The 16,196-nt window shown below is 59.9% G+C and carries 12 protein-coding genes and 1 other RNA gene; 5 read left to right on the forward strand and 8 right to left on the reverse strand.

The genetic code is table 11. The annotated features are described in order from the left end of the window. Positions 1–20 precede the first annotated feature (20 nt). The 5 genes from ACJ8QF_RS06700 to ppsR all read right to left on the reverse strand — a co-directional run bounded on the left by ACJ8QF_RS06700 (position 21) and on the right by ppsR (position 5,207). Entirely contained in the window at positions 21–2,063 is a 2,043-nt protein-coding gene (locus ACJ8QF_RS06700; protein ID WP_004931386.1) for a TonB-dependent hemoglobin/transferrin/lactoferrin family receptor, read from the reverse strand. A 94-nt stretch (positions 2,064–2,157) separates the two neighbouring features. Then, the gene (hemP, locus tag ACJ8QF_RS06705) at positions 2,158–2,340 is read right to left on the reverse strand and encodes a hemin uptake protein HemP (RefSeq protein WP_004931384.1); all 183 of its coding nucleotides are present in this window, start codon (positions 2,338–2,340) and stop codon (positions 2,158–2,160) included. A gap of 171 nt (positions 2,341–2,511) precedes the next feature. Then, positions 2,512–2,997, reverse strand: coding sequence for a glutathione peroxidase (locus ACJ8QF_RS06710; RefSeq protein WP_048323189.1), 486 nt, complete (start codon positions 2,995–2,997; stop codon positions 2,512–2,514). 105 nt (positions 2,998–3,102) lie between these two features. Further along, positions 3,103–4,149, reverse strand: coding sequence for a 3-deoxy-7-phosphoheptulonate synthase (locus ACJ8QF_RS06715; RefSeq protein ID WP_049186319.1), 1,047 nt, complete (start codon positions 4,147–4,149; stop codon positions 3,103–3,105). 197 nt (positions 4,150–4,346) lie between these two features. Further along, positions 4,347–5,207: a posphoenolpyruvate synthetase regulatory kinase/phosphorylase PpsR gene (ppsR, locus tag ACJ8QF_RS06720; RefSeq protein ID WP_049239973.1), complete on the reverse strand. Its 861-nt coding sequence runs from the start codon at positions 5,205–5,207 to the stop codon at positions 4,347–4,349. 457 nt (positions 5,208–5,664) lie between these two features. On the opposite strand from ppsR, the gene ppsA reads away from it, so the two are divergent. Beyond that, on the forward strand, positions 5,665–8,043 hold the full coding sequence (ppsA, locus tag ACJ8QF_RS06725; protein ID WP_004931376.1) for a phosphoenolpyruvate synthase: 2,379 nt from the start codon (positions 5,665–5,667) through the stop codon (positions 8,041–8,043). 109 nt (positions 8,044–8,152) lie between these two features. Here ppsA and rprA read toward each other — a convergent pair. Both rprA and ydiK read right to left on the reverse strand, forming a co-directional pair. Further along, positions 8,153–8,262: antisense sRNA RprA (rprA, locus tag ACJ8QF_RS06730), an RNA gene on the reverse strand. Between the two features lie 257 nt (positions 8,263–8,519). Further along, positions 8,520–9,620 (reverse strand): AI-2E family transporter YdiK, encoded by a 1,101-nt coding sequence (ydiK, locus tag ACJ8QF_RS06735; RefSeq protein WP_442537375.1) that lies wholly within the window; start codon positions 9,618–9,620, stop codon positions 8,520–8,522. Positions 9,621–9,865: 245 nt separating this feature from the next. On the opposite strand from ydiK, the gene ydiJ reads away from it, so the two are divergent. Together ydiJ and menI are read left to right on the forward strand one after the other, a co-directional pair. Further along, positions 9,866–12,922, forward strand: a complete 3,057-nt coding sequence (gene ydiJ / locus ACJ8QF_RS06740; protein ID WP_442537376.1) for a D-2-hydroxyglutarate dehydrogenase YdiJ — start codon at positions 9,866–9,868, stop codon at positions 12,920–12,922. Further along, positions 12,919–13,335, forward strand: a complete 417-nt coding sequence (menI, locus tag ACJ8QF_RS06745) for a 1,4-dihydroxy-2-naphthoyl-CoA hydrolase (RefSeq protein ID WP_016927938.1) — start codon at positions 12,919–12,921, stop codon at positions 13,333–13,335. The genes ydiJ and menI overlap by 4 nt, the downstream gene beginning before the upstream one ends. A 45-nt stretch (positions 13,336–13,380) precedes the next feature. Here menI and ACJ8QF_RS06750 read toward each other — a convergent pair whose 3' ends face one another. After that, positions 13,381–13,785, reverse strand: coding sequence for a hypothetical protein (locus tag ACJ8QF_RS06750; protein WP_004931369.1), 405 nt, complete (start codon positions 13,783–13,785; stop codon positions 13,381–13,383). Positions 13,786–14,311: 526 nt separating this feature from the next. Here ACJ8QF_RS06750 and sufA point away from each other — a divergent pair. Together sufA and sufB are read left to right on the forward strand one after the other, a co-directional pair. Beyond that, positions 14,312–14,683, forward strand: coding sequence for a Fe-S cluster assembly scaffold SufA (gene sufA / locus ACJ8QF_RS06755; RefSeq protein WP_004931368.1), 372 nt, complete (start codon positions 14,312–14,314; stop codon positions 14,681–14,683). 14 nt (positions 14,684–14,697) lie between these two features. Beyond that, a complete protein-coding gene (gene sufB / locus ACJ8QF_RS06760; protein WP_004931367.1) occupies positions 14,698–16,194 on the forward strand; it encodes a Fe-S cluster assembly protein SufB in 1,497 nt (498 codons plus the stop codon). The last annotated feature ends 2 nt before the right edge of the window (positions 16,195–16,196 follow it).

Raw genomic sequence — 16,196 nt, forward strand, 5'->3', positions numbered from 1 at the left:
TCCGCCTGATAGTCAAATGATCACCACTGGTAGCTGACCAGCAGTTTGGCGTTGCGGCCATCCTGCGGGACGCCCTGCGGCGAGTAATATTCTTTGTCGAAGGCGTTGCCCAACACCACGGTGGTGGTCATGCCCTGCAGACGATCGCGGCCCTTGTAGCTCAGATAGAAGTCGTTGACGCCATAGCCGCCTTGCTCCGGCGTCCCCGTTTGTACGCGAGTGGCGCGTTCCGCGAAGGTGGCGACCCAGCCGGCGGACAGACCGGTTTCGCCCAGCGGCACGTCCAGCGAACTGGTGACGGTATCCGGGCTGATGTCGGCCAGCCAATCGCCGCTTTTCGCGTTCAGCTCGCCATTGCGAGACTTGTCCTTGCCGCGTGTGCGGTTGTAGGCCAGATCCCAGTTAAACCACTTGGTCTGGTAGTTCAGCGAGGTGTCCCAACCCCAAATCTTGGCGCGAGAGATATTCGCTGAGGCGGTCTGCGTTCGAGTGACATACATGAAGATGTAGTCTTTGGCGTCGGTATCGAAGTAACTGGCCTTGAATTGCAGGCTGTCATCCGCCAGCAGCAGATCATCGAAGCGCAGGCCGAAACCGGCTTCGGTGGTGCTGGTGGTTTCCGGCCGCAGATTCGGGTTAGGCACCCAATAGTTGCCGGGGAAGTGGCGCGAATCGTTGTACATCTCGCCCATGGTCGGGGCGCGGAAGGCCTGGGAATAGGAGCCGAACAGCATCAGCCAGTCGGTCGGCGAGTAGCTCAGCGCGCCACGGGACGACCATTTGTCAGCCTTGACGTCTTCGTGGCCCTGGCTGCTGCCTTTATAATCGTCGTAGCGCGTGCCCGCCAGCACGGTGATCGGAATGTCGCGCAGCGTAATTTCATCCTGCAGCCAGCCGGAGGCGAAGTTGATCTTGGCTTGCGGGAAGCTGGTGGTGGCGCCTCCCGGCTGCTGTTTCTGTTCATAGACCTCGGAGCCGTAGGTCAGCAGGTGTGACGCAAAGCTGTCGGCGAACAGGCGCGTGCGATTTTCCAGCTTGCCGCCGTTGGTGGTCTGCTTGCGGAATTCGTCGGTCGCGCCGGCGTTGTGCGCATTGATTTTGACTTCCGAGGTGTACAGCTTGACGGTGGCGTCCAACCAATCCTGGCCGACCGGCTTGAGCTTATAGCTCAGAGCGGCGTCGCGCTGAATGGTGGAACGGTTGGTCATCGGGTTGCCGCTCGAGCTGTCCGGCGTCTGCGGGTTTTTCGGCTCTTGGGCGTCGTTGTTGTAATAACGCAGATCGCCGCTCAGCGACTGATTGTCGTCGATCTTCCAGGTGCCTTTGGCCAGCACGTTGCTGATGGTTTCGTCGTTAGGCGCATCGAAACCGTTGCCCTGACGCAGGTTGCCGACATCGCGGGTGCCGAACGACAGCAGGCCGTCGAGGTTATCGGTCTTGCCGTAAGCGCTGGCGCCCATGCCCAAACTGTGATCGCCGGTGCCGGCAGTGCCGTAGACGCGGAACCCGCTATCGCGGCCCGGCAGCAGCAGATCGGCGGCATCGACGGTCTCGTAAGCGATAACGCCGCCCAGCGCGCCGCTGCCATACAGCAGCGCAGAAGGGCCGCGCACGATTTCAATGCGTTTGACCAGCGCCGGATCGAGGAAGGTGCCGCCGATGTGGCCGGTATCGGTCCCCTGGCGAATGCCGTCGACCAGCGTCAGCACGCCGTTCTTGCCATAGCCGCGCATCGTCACATCCTGGCCGTTGCTGCGCCCGGTGCCGTTGACGGTGATGCCCGGCACGCGCCGCAGCATATCGGCGGCGGAGGTGGCGGTCTGGCTTTCCGGCGAATTGCCTTCGATGACCGTGACCATCATCGGCGCTTCAAAGCTGCTGCGTTGGTTGCCGGTGGCGACCACGGTCATGGTCTCGTCGGCGGCTTTGGCTTTTTTCGCCTGCGCCGCGTTGGAAGAAGATGTTGTGCTGGTGTTTTGTGCCAAGGCCACCGTAGGCAGAGCGCAGGCAATCGCCAGACTCAAAGCGGAAAAACGCAGCCGGGTGGAAAATGTCAGAGGCATGGTGCAACTCTCCGTATGTAATAAAACATATCAATAGATTTGCTGGCTGCCTGGATCAAACGATCGGGGTGGCTGGCGTTTGAGGATTCTGTGGTTATTTGGTCAGGATCAATTTCCCGGCTTTGGTCTGCCGCAGTTGATAGCGCTGGCCCTGATGGGTAATGAACGCGATGCCGTCGGCGCCGAGCAGCTGTGCGCTGTCGTAGCTGGGCGGCGCGTTTGCGCTGTGCTCGTTCGGGGCCGCGGCGGCGGGGGTTGGCGTGTTGGCAGTATCCATCATCATTGTGCTTAAAAAACAGACCATTAAATGGTAATTAATATCAAACTGAGAATCATTATCATGTGAAGGAAAGGTTACATCAAGGAAAATTTTCTTACCGATGGAACCTTTTTGTCGAACGGGCATCCGGCGGCGGGCCGAGCGCACTCGGCCCGTAAAAAAGGGGCGTTATTTCAGCAGGGTTTCGATGCGGTCAAACAGGCGTTCGGGTTTGGTGATCGGCGCAAAGCGCGTCACGCGCTGGCCGTCGGCGGTGAGCAGGAACTTGGTGAAGTTCCATTTGATGCGGTGGCTGCCGAGAATGCCGGGCGCCAGGCGTTTCAGCTCATTGAACAGCGGGTGGGCGCCGGGGCCGTTAACGTCGATCTTGCTGAACAGCGGGAAACTGACGCCGTAGTTGAGGCTGCAAAAATTGGCGATCTCCAGCGGGCTGCCCGGTTCCTGAGAACCAAACTGGTTGCAGGGGAAGCCGAGCACCATCAGGCCGCGCTCGCGATAGTATCGCCACAGATTTTCCAGCCCGCGGTATTGCGGGGTGAAGCCGCACTTGCTGGCGGTGTTGACCACCAGGTAAGCGCGCGCCGGGAAATCGCCCAGCGTTTTTTGCTCGCCCTGCAGCGTGACGCAGGGAATGGATAACAGAGAGTGAATCATGCCGGGGCTCCCAGTGCATTTCGGCGGGTGCTAAAGCGTTGCAATCAGTATAGATGAGCAGGGCGGGATGAATAAAGCCGGGGCAAGGCCCCGGCCTGTGCTGCGTCAGAAACGGCTATCGACCGCATCCGCCAGCATCGCCAGCAGCTGTTCGCTGTCGGACCAGCTCAGGCAAGGATCGGTGATCGACTGGCCATAGGTCAGCGGCTGGCCGGCGACGATCTTCTGCGTGCCTTCCACCAGGAAGCTTTCGGCCATCACGCCGGTGATGGCGGCGGAGCCGGCGCGGATCTGCTGGCAGACGTTGTCGGCCACTTCCAACTGGCGGCGGTGCATTTTCTGGCAGTTGCCGTGGCTGAAGTCGATCACCAGGTGCTCCGGCAGATCGAACTCGCGCAGGCTGTCACAGGCGGCGGCGATATCGCTGGCGTGGTAGTTCGGCGTCTTGCCGCCGCGCATGATGATGTGGCCGTACGGGTTGCCGCTGGTCTGGTAGATGGTCATCTGGCCATGTTTGTCCGGCGACAGGAACATGTGCCCGGCGCGCGCCGCGCGAATGGCGTCGATGGCGATGCGGGTATTGCCGTCGGTGCCGTTTTTGAAGCCGACCGGGCAGGAGAGCGCCGAGGCCATTTCACGGTGGATCTGGCTTTCGGTGGTGCGCGCGCCGATGGCGCCCCAGCTGATCAGGTCGGCGATATATTGGCCAACCACCATGTCCAGGAATTCGGTGGCGGTCGGCAGGCCGAGCTGGTTCACTTCCAGCAGCAGGCGGCGCGCCATTTCGATGCCGCGGTTCACCTGGAAGGTGCCGTCCAGCGCCGGATCGGAGATCAGGCCTTTCCAGCCGACGACGGTGCGCGGTTTTTCGAAATAGGTGCGCATCACGATCTCCAGGCGGTCCTGGTAACGTTCGCGCAGGGCGTTCAACCGGCCGGCGTAATCGACGGCGGCGTCGAGATCGTGAATGGAGCAGGGGCCGATCACCACCAGCAGGCGGCGGTCTTCGCCGGTGAGGATTTTTTCAATGCGTTTGCGTGACGCTGTCACGTTATCGGCGACGGCCGCCGAGATCGGCAGCTTGTCCGCCAACGCTTGCGGCGTGACGAGGCTGTCGATGCGCGCGGTCCGCAGTTCATCTGTTTTGTACATGTTGTTCCCTGGAAACTGTTCTTCTCTGCGGCAGGAGTGCCGGGAAGTGATGGCGATCACAATAACGCAAAAAGCGCTGAATTCAACCGTAGAGATTGCGTTCTGTTGATCAAAGCCGCGAAAAAAAGCACAAAAAAATCAGCTGCTGCTGAAATAAACGGCAGACGACGGGGCACAGCGGCCCCGTGAGGAAAAGATCAGAACATGCGGCGGCTCATGCCAAGGATGTCGAGGATTTTGGTGGAGATCTCTTCGACCGAATAGTTGGTGGTATTGAGGTAGCGGATCTGATTTTTGCGGAACAGCGCCTCGACCTCGGCGATCTCCATGCGGCACTGGCGCAATGAAGCGTAGCGGCTGTTTTCGCGCCGTTCTTCGCGGATCGCCGCCAGGCGCTCCGGATCGATGGTCAGGCCGAATAATTTATGCTGAAACGGTTTCAGCGAGGCCGGCAGGTGCAAATTGTCCATATCGTCGGCGATAAACGGATAGTTGGCGGCGCGGATGCCGAACTGCATCGCCAGATAGAGGCTGGTGGGGGTTTTGCCGCAGCGCGACACGCCGAGCAGGATCACCTGCGCCTGATCGAGGTTGCGCAGCGAAATGCCGTCGTCATGCGCCAGGGTATAGTCGATGGCGGCAATGCGCGCGTCGTACTTGCCGAGGTTGCTGGCGGTCAGGCCGTGGGTGCGGTTCGGCACTGGCGTCGGCTCCACCTCCAGCTCACCCTGCAGCGGGCCGACCAGCGCCTGCACGATATCCTGACAGAAGCCTTGGCTCTGAACGATCACGTCGCGCACTTCCGGCGAGATGATGGAGTAAAAAACCAACGGGCGCACGCCGGTTTCATTATAGATATCATCGATTTGTTGGCGAACTGCGCGTGCGCGCGCCTCGGTTTCGACAAACGGCAAGGTGTACGTGGTCGCCGTGACCGGGAACTGCGACAGCACCGCGTGCCCCAGCACTTCGGCGGTGATCGCCGTACCATCCGAAATATAAAAAACGCTTCTTTCCACCCGAGGCTCCTTACCTGAAAACGGTGTTCCTGCTGTCATCACTGCCAATATCATGGGCCGCAGACGATCCGTCGGTAAAGGGGCGAGAGAAAAAATTGTGACGACGGGGCGATAAACCGCCATGCGGCGGCGCAGGCGGAAAGCGCGATTAGCGGCTGTAAAAAGTGCGGCCCAGCGGCGCTTTTCCACCTGAAGCGCGAGTTTGCCGTTATTTTCACCAAAAACGATAGCGTTTGCGTGGTCATTAAAACAGAATTTTAAAAAGAGCGTAATTTGTTGAGAACTAAGCTTTTCGTGCGATTGGGAACGGTTCCCAGGCAAATCAGCCGGTTAGGACATTCTCTTAAAAACCACTTTCTTCAGTGGGTTGATCGATTCACCTTTCCATTTTCCCCGGATCAGTGTGCTAGTCTGATTCGGCTCCGTGTTAGCGGTGCCGTAAAGCAAGCGAATTAAATCCGTCTTTACCCTACTGATAGCAATAAGGATTGTCTCGATGTCCAACAATGGCCCAGACTTGCGTAATGTGCTTTGGTACAACCAGCTTGGCATGCACGACGTTGACCGTGTCGGCGGCAAAAATGCCTCCCTCGGTGAAATGATCACCAATCTTTCCGATTTGGGCGTGGCCGTGCCTAACGGTTTTGCCACCACCGCACAGGCGTTTAACGATTTCCTCGAACAAAGCGGTGTTAACCAGCGCATCTATCAGTTACTGGATCAGACTGACGTTGACGACGTTGCCCAACTGGCCAAGGCCGGCGCCCAGATCCGCCAATGGGTGATCGACACGCCGTTCCACGCCGAGTTCGAGCGTGAAATTCATCAGGCTTACCAACAGCTCGCCGACGGCGAACCGGAAGCTTCCTTTGCGGTGCGCTCCTCGGCCACGGCGGAAGACATGCCGGACGCCTCCTTTGCCGGTCAGCAGGAAACCTTCCTCAACGTGCAGGGCATCGACGCCGTAATGGTGGCGATCAAGCACGTGTTCGCGTCGCTGTTCAACGATCGCGCCATCTCTTATCGCGTGCACCAGGGCTACGATCACCGCGGCGTGGCGTTGTCGGCCGGCGTACAGCGCATGGTGCGCTCGGATCTGGCCTCCTCGGGCGTGATGTTCACCATCGACACCGAGTCCGGCTTTGATCAGGTGGTATTCATCACCTCCGCTTTCGGCTTGGGTGAAATGGTGGTGCAGGGCGCGGTGAACCCGGATGAGTTCTACGTGCACAAACCGACGCTGCAAAACGGCAAGCCGGCGATCGTGCGCCGCAACCTGGGTTCGAAAAAGATCCGCATGGTATACGCGCCGTCGCAGGATCACGGCAAGCAGGTGCGCATCGAAGACGTGCCGGAAGCGCAGCGCAGCCGTTTCTCGCTGACGGATGAAGAAGTGCAGGCGCTGGCGCAGCAGGCGATCCTGATTGAAAAACATTATGGCCGCCCGATGGATATCGAGTGGGCGAAAGACGGCCATACCGGCAAGCTGCTGATCGTGCAGGCGCGCCCGGAGACCGTACGTTCTAACGAGCAGACCATGGAACGCTACCAGCTGAACGGCACCAGCCCGGTGCTGGTGGAAGGCCGCGCCATCGGCCACCGCATCGGCGCCGGTCCGGTGAAAGTGATCCACGACATCAGCGAAATGGATCGCATCCAGCCGGGCGACGTGCTGGTGACCGACATGACCGACCCGGACTGGGAGCCGATCATGAAGAAGGCCGCCGCGATCGTCACCAACCGCGGCGGGCGCACCTGTCACGCGGCGATCATCGCCCGTGAGCTGGGCATTCCGGCGGTAGTGGGCTGTGGCCACGCCACCGACGTGTTGAAAGACGGCCAGAAAGTCACCGTCTCCTGCGCGGAAGGCGACACCGGCTTCGTTTACAGCGACATGCTGGACTTCAGCGTGCAGAGCTCCGAAGTGACCGAGCTGCCGGATCTGCCGCTGAAGATCATGATGAACGTCGGCAACCCGGATCGCGCTTTCGACTTCGCGCGTTTGCCGAACGAAGGCGTGGGCCTGGCTCGGTTGGAATTTATCATCAACCGCATGATCGGCGTGCACCCGCGCGCGCTGCTGGAGTTCGACCAGCAGACGCCGGCGCTGCAAAATGAAATTCGCGCGCTGATGCAGGGTTACGATCACCCGGTCGAGTTCTACGTCGGTCGCCTGACCGAAGGCATCGCGACGCTGGGCGCCGCCTTCTGGCCGAAGCGCGTGATCGTGCGTCTGTCCGACTTCAAATCCAACGAGTACGCCAACCTGGTGGGCGGCGACAAGTATGAACCGCACGAAGAGAACCCGATGTTGGGCTTCCGCGGCGCCGGCCGTTACGTGGCCGACAGTTTCCGCGATTGCTTCGCGCTGGAGTGCGAGGCGGTGAAACGCGTGCGTAACGATATGGGGCTGACCAACGTCGAAATCATGGTGCCATTCGTGCGCACCGTGGCGCAGGCGGAAGCGGTGGTGGCCGAGTTGGCGCGTCAGGGGCTGAAACGCGGCGAAAACGGGTTGAAAGTGATCATGATGTGCGAAATCCCGTCCAATGCGCTGTTGGCGGATCAGTTCCTCGAGCACTTCGACGGTTTCTCCATCGGCTCCAACGACATGACTCAGCTGGCGCTGGGGCTGGATCGCGATTCCGGCGTAGTGTCGGAACTGTTCGACGAGCGCAACGAGGCGGTGAAAGCGCTGCTGTCGATGGCGATTCAGGCGGCCAAGCGCCACGGCAAATACGTCGGCATCTGCGGCCAGGGCCCGTCTGACCATGAAGACTTTGCCGAGTGGCTGATGGAGCAGGGCATCGACAGCCTGTCGCTTAACCCGGACACTGTGGTGCAGACCTGGATCAATTTGTCGAAAAAGAAATAATGTCTCGGCCTCACTGAGGCATTAACGTCGGGCCGCAGTTAACGCTGCGGCCTTTTTATTTCCGAATGTAAATAACGGCGCGTAAAATAATCAATTCGACGAAAAAAGAATAAAAAAAAGCCCACCGTAGGAGATGGGCAAAGACTACACACAGCAATTCACATGTATGGCATTACATTGTTCAGAAAGGTTGCTTTAAAATCAGTGATTTGAAGCAATAGATGGCCATAATACTAGATTTTTGAACGCGGCTAGTCATTAAGAATCATCCTAATCGATAGCGGCATCACATTTTATTTGCGGGAGTCATCTCTTTTTTCCGTTTGCAACAAACAGGGATTTACATTGCACCTTTCATTCGCCGTACCGTAATCAATATAGGACGGCATTATATTGGGCGGAGATATTACTCGAATGAGGTAGGAATAATGACGGGCGTGAAAAGTTCCGCCCGACGGTGCGGGCGGAAGGGGGAATTAGCGTTTTTCCAGATCGTCGATGACTTGCTCCGGTGCGGAGGTCGGCTCCGGCGCTTCATCCATCCAGGCGGTCAGCAGGCGATAAGACACCGCCAACACCACCGGGCCGATGAACAGGCCGATCATGCCGAAGGCCAGCAAACCGCCGATAACGCCGGACAGGATCAGCAGCAGCGGCAGATCGGCGCCCATGCGGATCAGCACCGGGCGCAGCACGTTATCCAGCGTGGCCACCACGCAGCTCCAGACCAGCAGCACGGTGCCCCAGGTGGTGTCGCCGTGCCAGTACAGCCAGATGATGGCCGGCACCAGCACCAACAGCGGCCCCAATTGCGCCACACAGCAGATGAAGATCAGCATCGTCAGCAGGGTGGCGGCAGGAATGCCGCTTATCGCCAGACCGATGCCGCCCAGCACCGACTGCACCAGCGCCGTCACCACCACGCCCAGCGCGACCGCGCGAATTGCCTGGCCGCCCAGCAGCACCGCCGCATCGCCGCGCGCAGAACCGAGGCGCACCGCAAAGTGGCGGATACCCAGCGCCACCTGCTCGCCGCGTGCATACAACAAGGCGCTGAACAGCAGCATCAGCGCGCAGTGCAGCAGCAGACGGCCGATATGCGCCGCCTGCGCCACGAACCAGGTGGCGGTTTGGCCAAAGTACGGCTGCACCTTCGCCAGCAGCGCGGCGCCGCCGGCGTTAACCAGCGTGTGGTAGCTGGTATAGAGTTTGTCACCGATCATCGGTACGGACTGCAGCCAGGCGAGATCGGGAATATGCAGTTTGCCCGGCGAACTGGCCCAGGCGATCAGCGGCGCGCTGTTATCCACCACGCTGCTGATCAGCAGTGAGATAGGCAGAATGAACAGCAGGATCAGCAGCAGGGTCATGACCAGCACCGCCAGCGAACGGCGGCCCCACAGCAGCTTTTGCAGTTTGAGCAGCAGCGGCCAGGTGGCGATCACCACCATGCCCGCCCAGGCGAAGCCGAGAATAAACGGTTGGATCACCCAAAAACAGGCGACGATCATGATGGCGATAAACAGCACGCCGAAAATAATTCGCGGTAAGTCGTAACGCGATTGCGGGAGTGGCATCAGTGGGTTCTCATCCTGGTCAATTAAATCCCTGGCACCGGCGAATCGGGGTGCCTGTCGGTCGGTTTATCACCGCCGGGCGGCCGCCTGTGGCGGCGCTCGCAGGGCGGTAATAATGTGAATGCCTTCACTAAACGAGTATGTTAGTTTTTAGTGTCACTAAAAAATAGGGTGGGTCTGAATTAAAGGCCCGATTCAGCGTACATCAGCGCATAAAAAATAGACGGACAGGGTCAAAAAAGCGAATGATCCCACAGATTTCTCAGGCGCCCGGCCTCGTTCAACGGGTGCTCGACTTTTTGGAAGCACTGAAGCAAAACGGATTCAACGGCGATACCGCCACCAGCTATGCCGACCGGCTGACGATGGCCACCGACAACAGTATCTATCAGCTGCTGCCCGATGCGGTGGTGTTCCCCCGTTCCACCGCCGACGTGGCGCTGATCGCCCGTCTGGCCGGAGAAGAGCGCTTCAATACGCTGACCTTCAGCCCGCGCGGCGGCGGCACCGGCACCAACGGGCAGTCGCTCAACACCGGCATCGTGGTCGATATGTCGCGCCATATGAACCGCATTCTGGAGATCAACGTCGAACAGGGCTGGGTGAAAGTCGAAGCCGGGGTGATCAAGGACCAGTTGAATCAATACCTGCGGCCGTTCGGCTACTTCTTCTCGCCGGAACTGTCCACCAGCAACCGCGCCACGCTGGGGGGAATGATCAACACCGATGCCTCCGGTCAGGGCTCGCTGGTGTACGGCAAAACCTCCGATCACGTGTTGGGCCTGCGGGCGGTGCTGCTGGGCGGTGAGATGATCGATACCCGCGCCATGCCGACGGCGCTGGCGGAAACGATTGCTCTGGAAGAGACCGCCGAAGGGCGCATCTACCGCACGGTGCTCAACCGCTGCCGCGAGCAGCGCGCGCTGATCCTGGAGAAATTCCCCAAGCTCAACCGCTTCCTCACCGGTTACGATCTGCGCCATGTGCTGAGCGACGATCTGCAAACCTTCGATTTGACGCGTATTCTGACCGGCGCCGAGGGTACGCTGGCGTTTATCACCGAGGCGCGGCTGGACATCACGCCGCTGCCGAAAGTGCGCCGCCTGGTCAACGTGAAGTACGATTCCTTCGACTCGGCGCTGCGCAATGCGCCCTTTATGGTCGAGGCCAAGGCGCTGTCGGTGGAAACCATCGATTCCAAGGTGCTGAACCTGGCGCGTGAAGACATCGTTTGGCACTCGGTGAACGAACTGATCGCCGACGTGCCGGATAAAGAGATACTCGGGCTGAACATCGTCGAGTTCGCCGGCGACGATCGGGCGCTGATCGACGGCCAGATGGAAGCCCTGTGCCAACGGCTGGACGAATTGATCGCGCAGCGGCAGGGCGGCGTGATCGGGTACCAGATCTGCGGCGATCTGGCTGGCATCGAGCGCATTTACAACATGCGCAAGAAGGCGGTCGGGCTGCTGGGCAACGCCAAAGGGCGCGCCAAGCCGATTCCGTTCGCCGAGGACACCTGTGTGCCGCCGCAACATCTGGCGGACTATATCGTCGAATTTCGGCAACTGCTCGATGACCACAATCTGAGCTATGGCATGTTTGGCCACGTCGACGCCGGGGTGCTGCATGTGCGCCCGGCGCTCGACATGTGCGACCCGCAGCAGGAAGTGCTGATGAAGCAGATCTCCGATCGGGTGGTGGCGCTGACCGCCAAATACGGCGGCCTGCTGTGGGGGGAGCACGGCAAGGGGTTCCGCGCGGAATACAGCCCTGAATTCTTCGGGGAAACGCTGTATGAAGAGCTGCGCCGCATCAAGGCGGCGTTCGATCCGGATAACCGCCTGAACCCAGGCAAGATCTGTTCGCCGCTGGCGGTGGATGCGCCGATGATGCAGGTGGATGCGGTCAAACGCGGCACCTTCGATCGCCAGATCCCGGTCGAGGTGCGCACCTCGTTCCGCGGCGCGCTGGAGTGTAACGGCAACGGCCTGTGCTTCAACTTCGACGTGCGCAGCCCGATGTGCCCGTCGATGAAGATCAGCGGCAACCGCATTCATTCGCCGAAAGGGCGGGCGACGCTGGTGCGCGAGTGGCTGCGTCTGTTGGCCGAGCAGGGGGTCGATCCGCTGGTGCTGGAGAAACAGCTGCCGCAGCAGCGCCTCAGCTTGCGCGGCCTGATCGAGAAAACCCGCAACAGCTGGCACGCCGGCAAGGGTGAGTATGACTTCTCGCACGAAGTGAAAGAGGCGATGTCCGGCTGCCTGGCCTGTAAGGCCTGTTCAACCCAGTGTCCCATCAAGATTGACGTGCCGGGATTCCGTTCGCGCTTCCTGCAGCTTTATCACACCCGCTATTTGCGTCCGGTGAGCGACTACATGGTCGCCGGCGTGGAGAGCTATACCCCGTTGATGGCCCGCGCGCCGAAGGTGTTCAACTTCTTCTTCCGCCAGCCGTGGCTGCGGGAGATGAGCCGCAACGCCATCGGCATGGTCGATCTGCCGCTGTTGTCCAGCCCGACGCTGCGTCAGCAGCTGTCCGGCCACCGCGCGACCACGCTGACGCTGGAGCAGTTGGAAGGGCTGAGCGCCGAGCAGCGCGCAGAACACGTGTTGATCGTCCAGGATCCGTTCACCAGCTATTACGACGCCAAAGTGGTGGCGGACTTTGTCCGGCTGGTGGAGAAGCTCGGCTATAAACCGGTGCTGCTGCCGTTCTCGCCGAACGGCAAGGCGCAGCATGTGAAGGGCTTCCTGACGCGGTTCGCCCGCACCGCGCGCAAAACCGCCGATTTCCTCAACCGCGTGGCGCAGCTGGGCATGCCGCTGGTGGGCGTCGATCCGGCGCTGGTGCTGTGTTACCGCGACGAATACCGCGAGATCCTCGGCGCCGAGCGCGGCGATTTCCAGGTGCAGCTGGTGCATGAATGGCTGCAGCAGCGGATCGCGGATCGCGCCGAACAGCCGGCGACCGGCGAGCCCTGGTATCTGTTCGGCCACTGCACCGAAACCACCGCGCTGCCGGCCAGCGGCCAACAGTGGGCGGCGATCTTCGCCCGTTTCGGCGCCAAACTGGAGAACGTCAGCGTCGGCTGCTGCGGCATGGCGGGCACTTACGGCCATGAAGCCAGGAACCTGCAAAACTCGCTCGGCATTTATGAGCTATCATGGCATCCGACGCTACAGCGTTTGCCGCGGCAGCGCTGCCTGGCGACCGGCTATTCCTGCCGCAGCCAGGTGAAACGCATCGAGGGCAATGGCGTGCGCCACCCATTACAGGCACTTCTGGAGATGATTGAGTGAAATTGTGGAAACGTGAAACATCGCTGGAGCAGCTGAACCGCGCCGGCGACGGCTGCATGGTCAGCCATGTGGGCATCGAGTTTACCCAACTGGGCGAGGATTTCCTCGAGGCCACCATGCCGGTCGATGGCCGCACCCGGCAGCCGTTCGGGCTGTTGCACGGCGGGGCGTCGGTGGTGCTGGCGGAATCGATGGGATCGATGGCCGGCTACCTGTGCAGTGAGGGCGAGCAGAAAGTGGTGGGGCTGGAGATCAACGCCAACCACCTGCGCGCGGTGTTCGATGGTCAGGTGCGCGGGGTGTGCCGCGCACTGCACGTCGGCCGTCGCCATCAGGTGTGGCAAATCGAGATCTTCGACGCGCGCGATCGGTTGTGCTGCACCTCCCGTCTGACCACGGCGGTCATCGACTGATCCCCGCCGCTTTCCGCAGGCGATCGGCCTGCGGAGCCTTTCGTTTTACAGCTGAAACGGCACGCGTTTGACGAAGTCCTTCTGAAACGCGTTCGCCTTCTCCCAGGTGCCTTCCATCGCATATTTTTGGCAGATCAGCGTCAGCGTATGGCGGGCGAAGTGGTAGCTTTGCACCCGAAACAGCTGGCAACGCTGTGGGTTGTTGATCTCGACGATCAGCCGGTTGTGCAGCTTGCTGAGCGCGTGCAGGTAGCTGTCGTCGTCGCCGTTCTCCAGACACAAATTGGCCATGGTCAGGCTGACGCTGTTGTACCGCTTCAGGTGGTCGATATTGCATTCCGGGCGCCGTAGCGCCGCTTCGGCCATGTAAAAGTCCACCGTGGCGTCGCGCACGCTGAATTTGTAGTCATCAATCTTGCCCAGTAACCATGCGTTGATCGAAAGAGTCATTGGCTTCGCGCTCAAATTCAAATTGAATGATAATCATTATCATATAAACTGCCGCGTTGCCGATCAATCCCCGGCGTGGCGTTTTTTCATCGCGCGGGGTGTAAAAGGCCTCCGACGACCCAACTTGATGCTGAGCGACTAAACTTTAACCTGAGGGCGCGCGCTTGCGCTGCGCCACGAAATGCCGATAAACGCACATTTACGACAGACAGAATGCAGAAATAGGTATTTTCTATGAATGTTTAGATCGGCAACGTACCGCGGCGCTGTAACGCTGACGGGCCACCGGGGAGTGCGGTACGGTGATGCAGGATAAAGAACAAATTCATAGGGATAGCATGCACACCTTGCCGCCAGACGCCGCAAGCCGCCACGGGTGTCCCGCTGGCTTGCCGCACGCCGCAGCGAAAAACCGCGCTTGCGGCGGATACCCCCGCAAAACAAACGGTTGAAGTGATAATCGTTATCACTAACATATAAGCAACCCAGATTGGCTGTGGCCAAACACGAGTGTGAGGTAGACCCTATGCAAACGGAAAATGTCGGCACTTTTTCTCTGGATGAAAATGTCTGGCAAGGCATTTCGCTCAGCGACAGCGCCGTACGACAAATAACCAAACTGATGCAGCAGGATCCGCAGGTGAAAGGGCTGCAGCTAGGGGTGAAACAATCCGGCTGCGCCGGCTTTGCCTATGTGCTGGATCTGACCCGCGAACCCGCCGATGACGATCTGCTGTTTGAGCGCGACGGCGCCAAACTGTATGTGCCGCTGAAGGCCATGCCGTTCATCGATGGCACCACGGTAGATTACGTCCGCGAAGGGCTGAATCAGATATTCAAATTCAACAACCCTAAAGCTCAGCATGCCTGCGGGTGCGGCGAGAGCTTTGGCGTTTGAGCGATGCAATCAACATGACACGAAGCAATGTAGAAATGCCTAATGAAGTGCAGGCTTGGGTCAGCGAAGGTCGCTACAAAGAAGGTTTCTTCACCCAGCTGGCAACCGATGAGTTGGCCAAGGGCATCAACGAAGAGGTGGTGCGCGCCATCTCGGCCAAGCGCAACGAACCCGAGTGGATGCTGGAATTCCGCCTTGAGGCTTATCGCGCCTGGCTGCAGATGGAAGAGCCGCACTGGCTGAAGGCCAATTACGAACGCCTGAACTACCAGGACTACAGTTACTATTCGGCGCCGTCCTGCGGCAGCTGCGACGATGCATGCGGTTCGCAACCCGGCGCCGAGCAGCAACCGGGCGCGGCGACGGAAAAAGATTACCTGACCAGCGAAGTGGAGCTGGCGTTCAACCAGCTCGGCGTGCCGGTGCGCGAGGGCAGCGAGGTGGCGGTGGACGCCATCTTCGACTCGGTCTCGGTCGCCACCACCTACCGTGAAAAACTGGCGGAGAGCGGGGTGATCTTCTGTTCGTTCGGCGAAGCGATCCAGGAATATCCGGATCTGGTGCGTCAATACCTGGGGCGCGTGGTGCCGTCCAACGATAACTTCTTCGCTGCGCTGAACGCCGCGGTGGCCTCCGACGGCACCTTCGTCTATGTGCCGAAAGGGGTGCGCTGCCCGATGGAGCTGTCGACCTACTTCCGCATCAACGCCGCCAAAACCGGCCAGTTCGAGCGCACCATCCTGATCGCCGACGAAGGCAGCTACGTCAGCTATATCGAAGGCTGTTCCGCCCCGGTGCGCGACAGCTACCAGCTGCACGCGGCGGTGGTGGAAGTGATCCTGCATAAAGACGCCGAAGTGAAATACTCGACGGTGCAGAACTGGTTCTCCGGCGGCGAGAGCAAGGGCGGTATCCTCAACTTCGTCACCAAGCGCGCGCTGTGCGAAGGCGCCGGTTCGAAAATGTCCTGGACCCAGTCGGAAACCGGCTCGGCCATCACCTGGAAATACCCGAGCGTGATTTTGCAGGGCGACAACTCGATCGGCGAATTCTTCTCGGTGGCGCTGACCAGCGGCCATCAGCAGGCAGATACCGGCACCAAGATGATCCACATCGGCAAAAACACCAGGTCGACCATCATCGCCAAAGGCATCTCCGCCGGCCACAGCGAGAACACCTATCGCGGCCTGGTGAAAATCCTGCCGGGGGCGGAAAACGCCCGTAATTTTACCCAGTGCGACTCGATGCTGATCGGGCCGGACAGCGGTGCCCACACGTTCCCTTACGTTGAAGCGCGCAACAACAGCGCTCAGCTGGAGCACGAAGCCACTACCTCGAAGATCGGCGATGACCAGCTGTTCTACTGCCTGCAGCGCGGCATCAGCGAGGATGACGCCATTTCGATGATCGTCAACGGTTTCTGCAAGGACGTTTTCTCCGAGCTGCCGCTGGAGTTCGCCGTCGAGGCGCAAAAACTCCTGGCCATCAGCCTGGAACACAGCGTGGGTTAATC

Origin of the sequence: Serratia sp. CY81684 (assembly GCF_052166595.1) — a bacterium.
In the GTDB taxonomy this organism is placed as follows: domain Bacteria; phylum Pseudomonadota; class Gammaproteobacteria; order Enterobacterales; family Enterobacteriaceae; genus Serratia; species Serratia nematodiphila.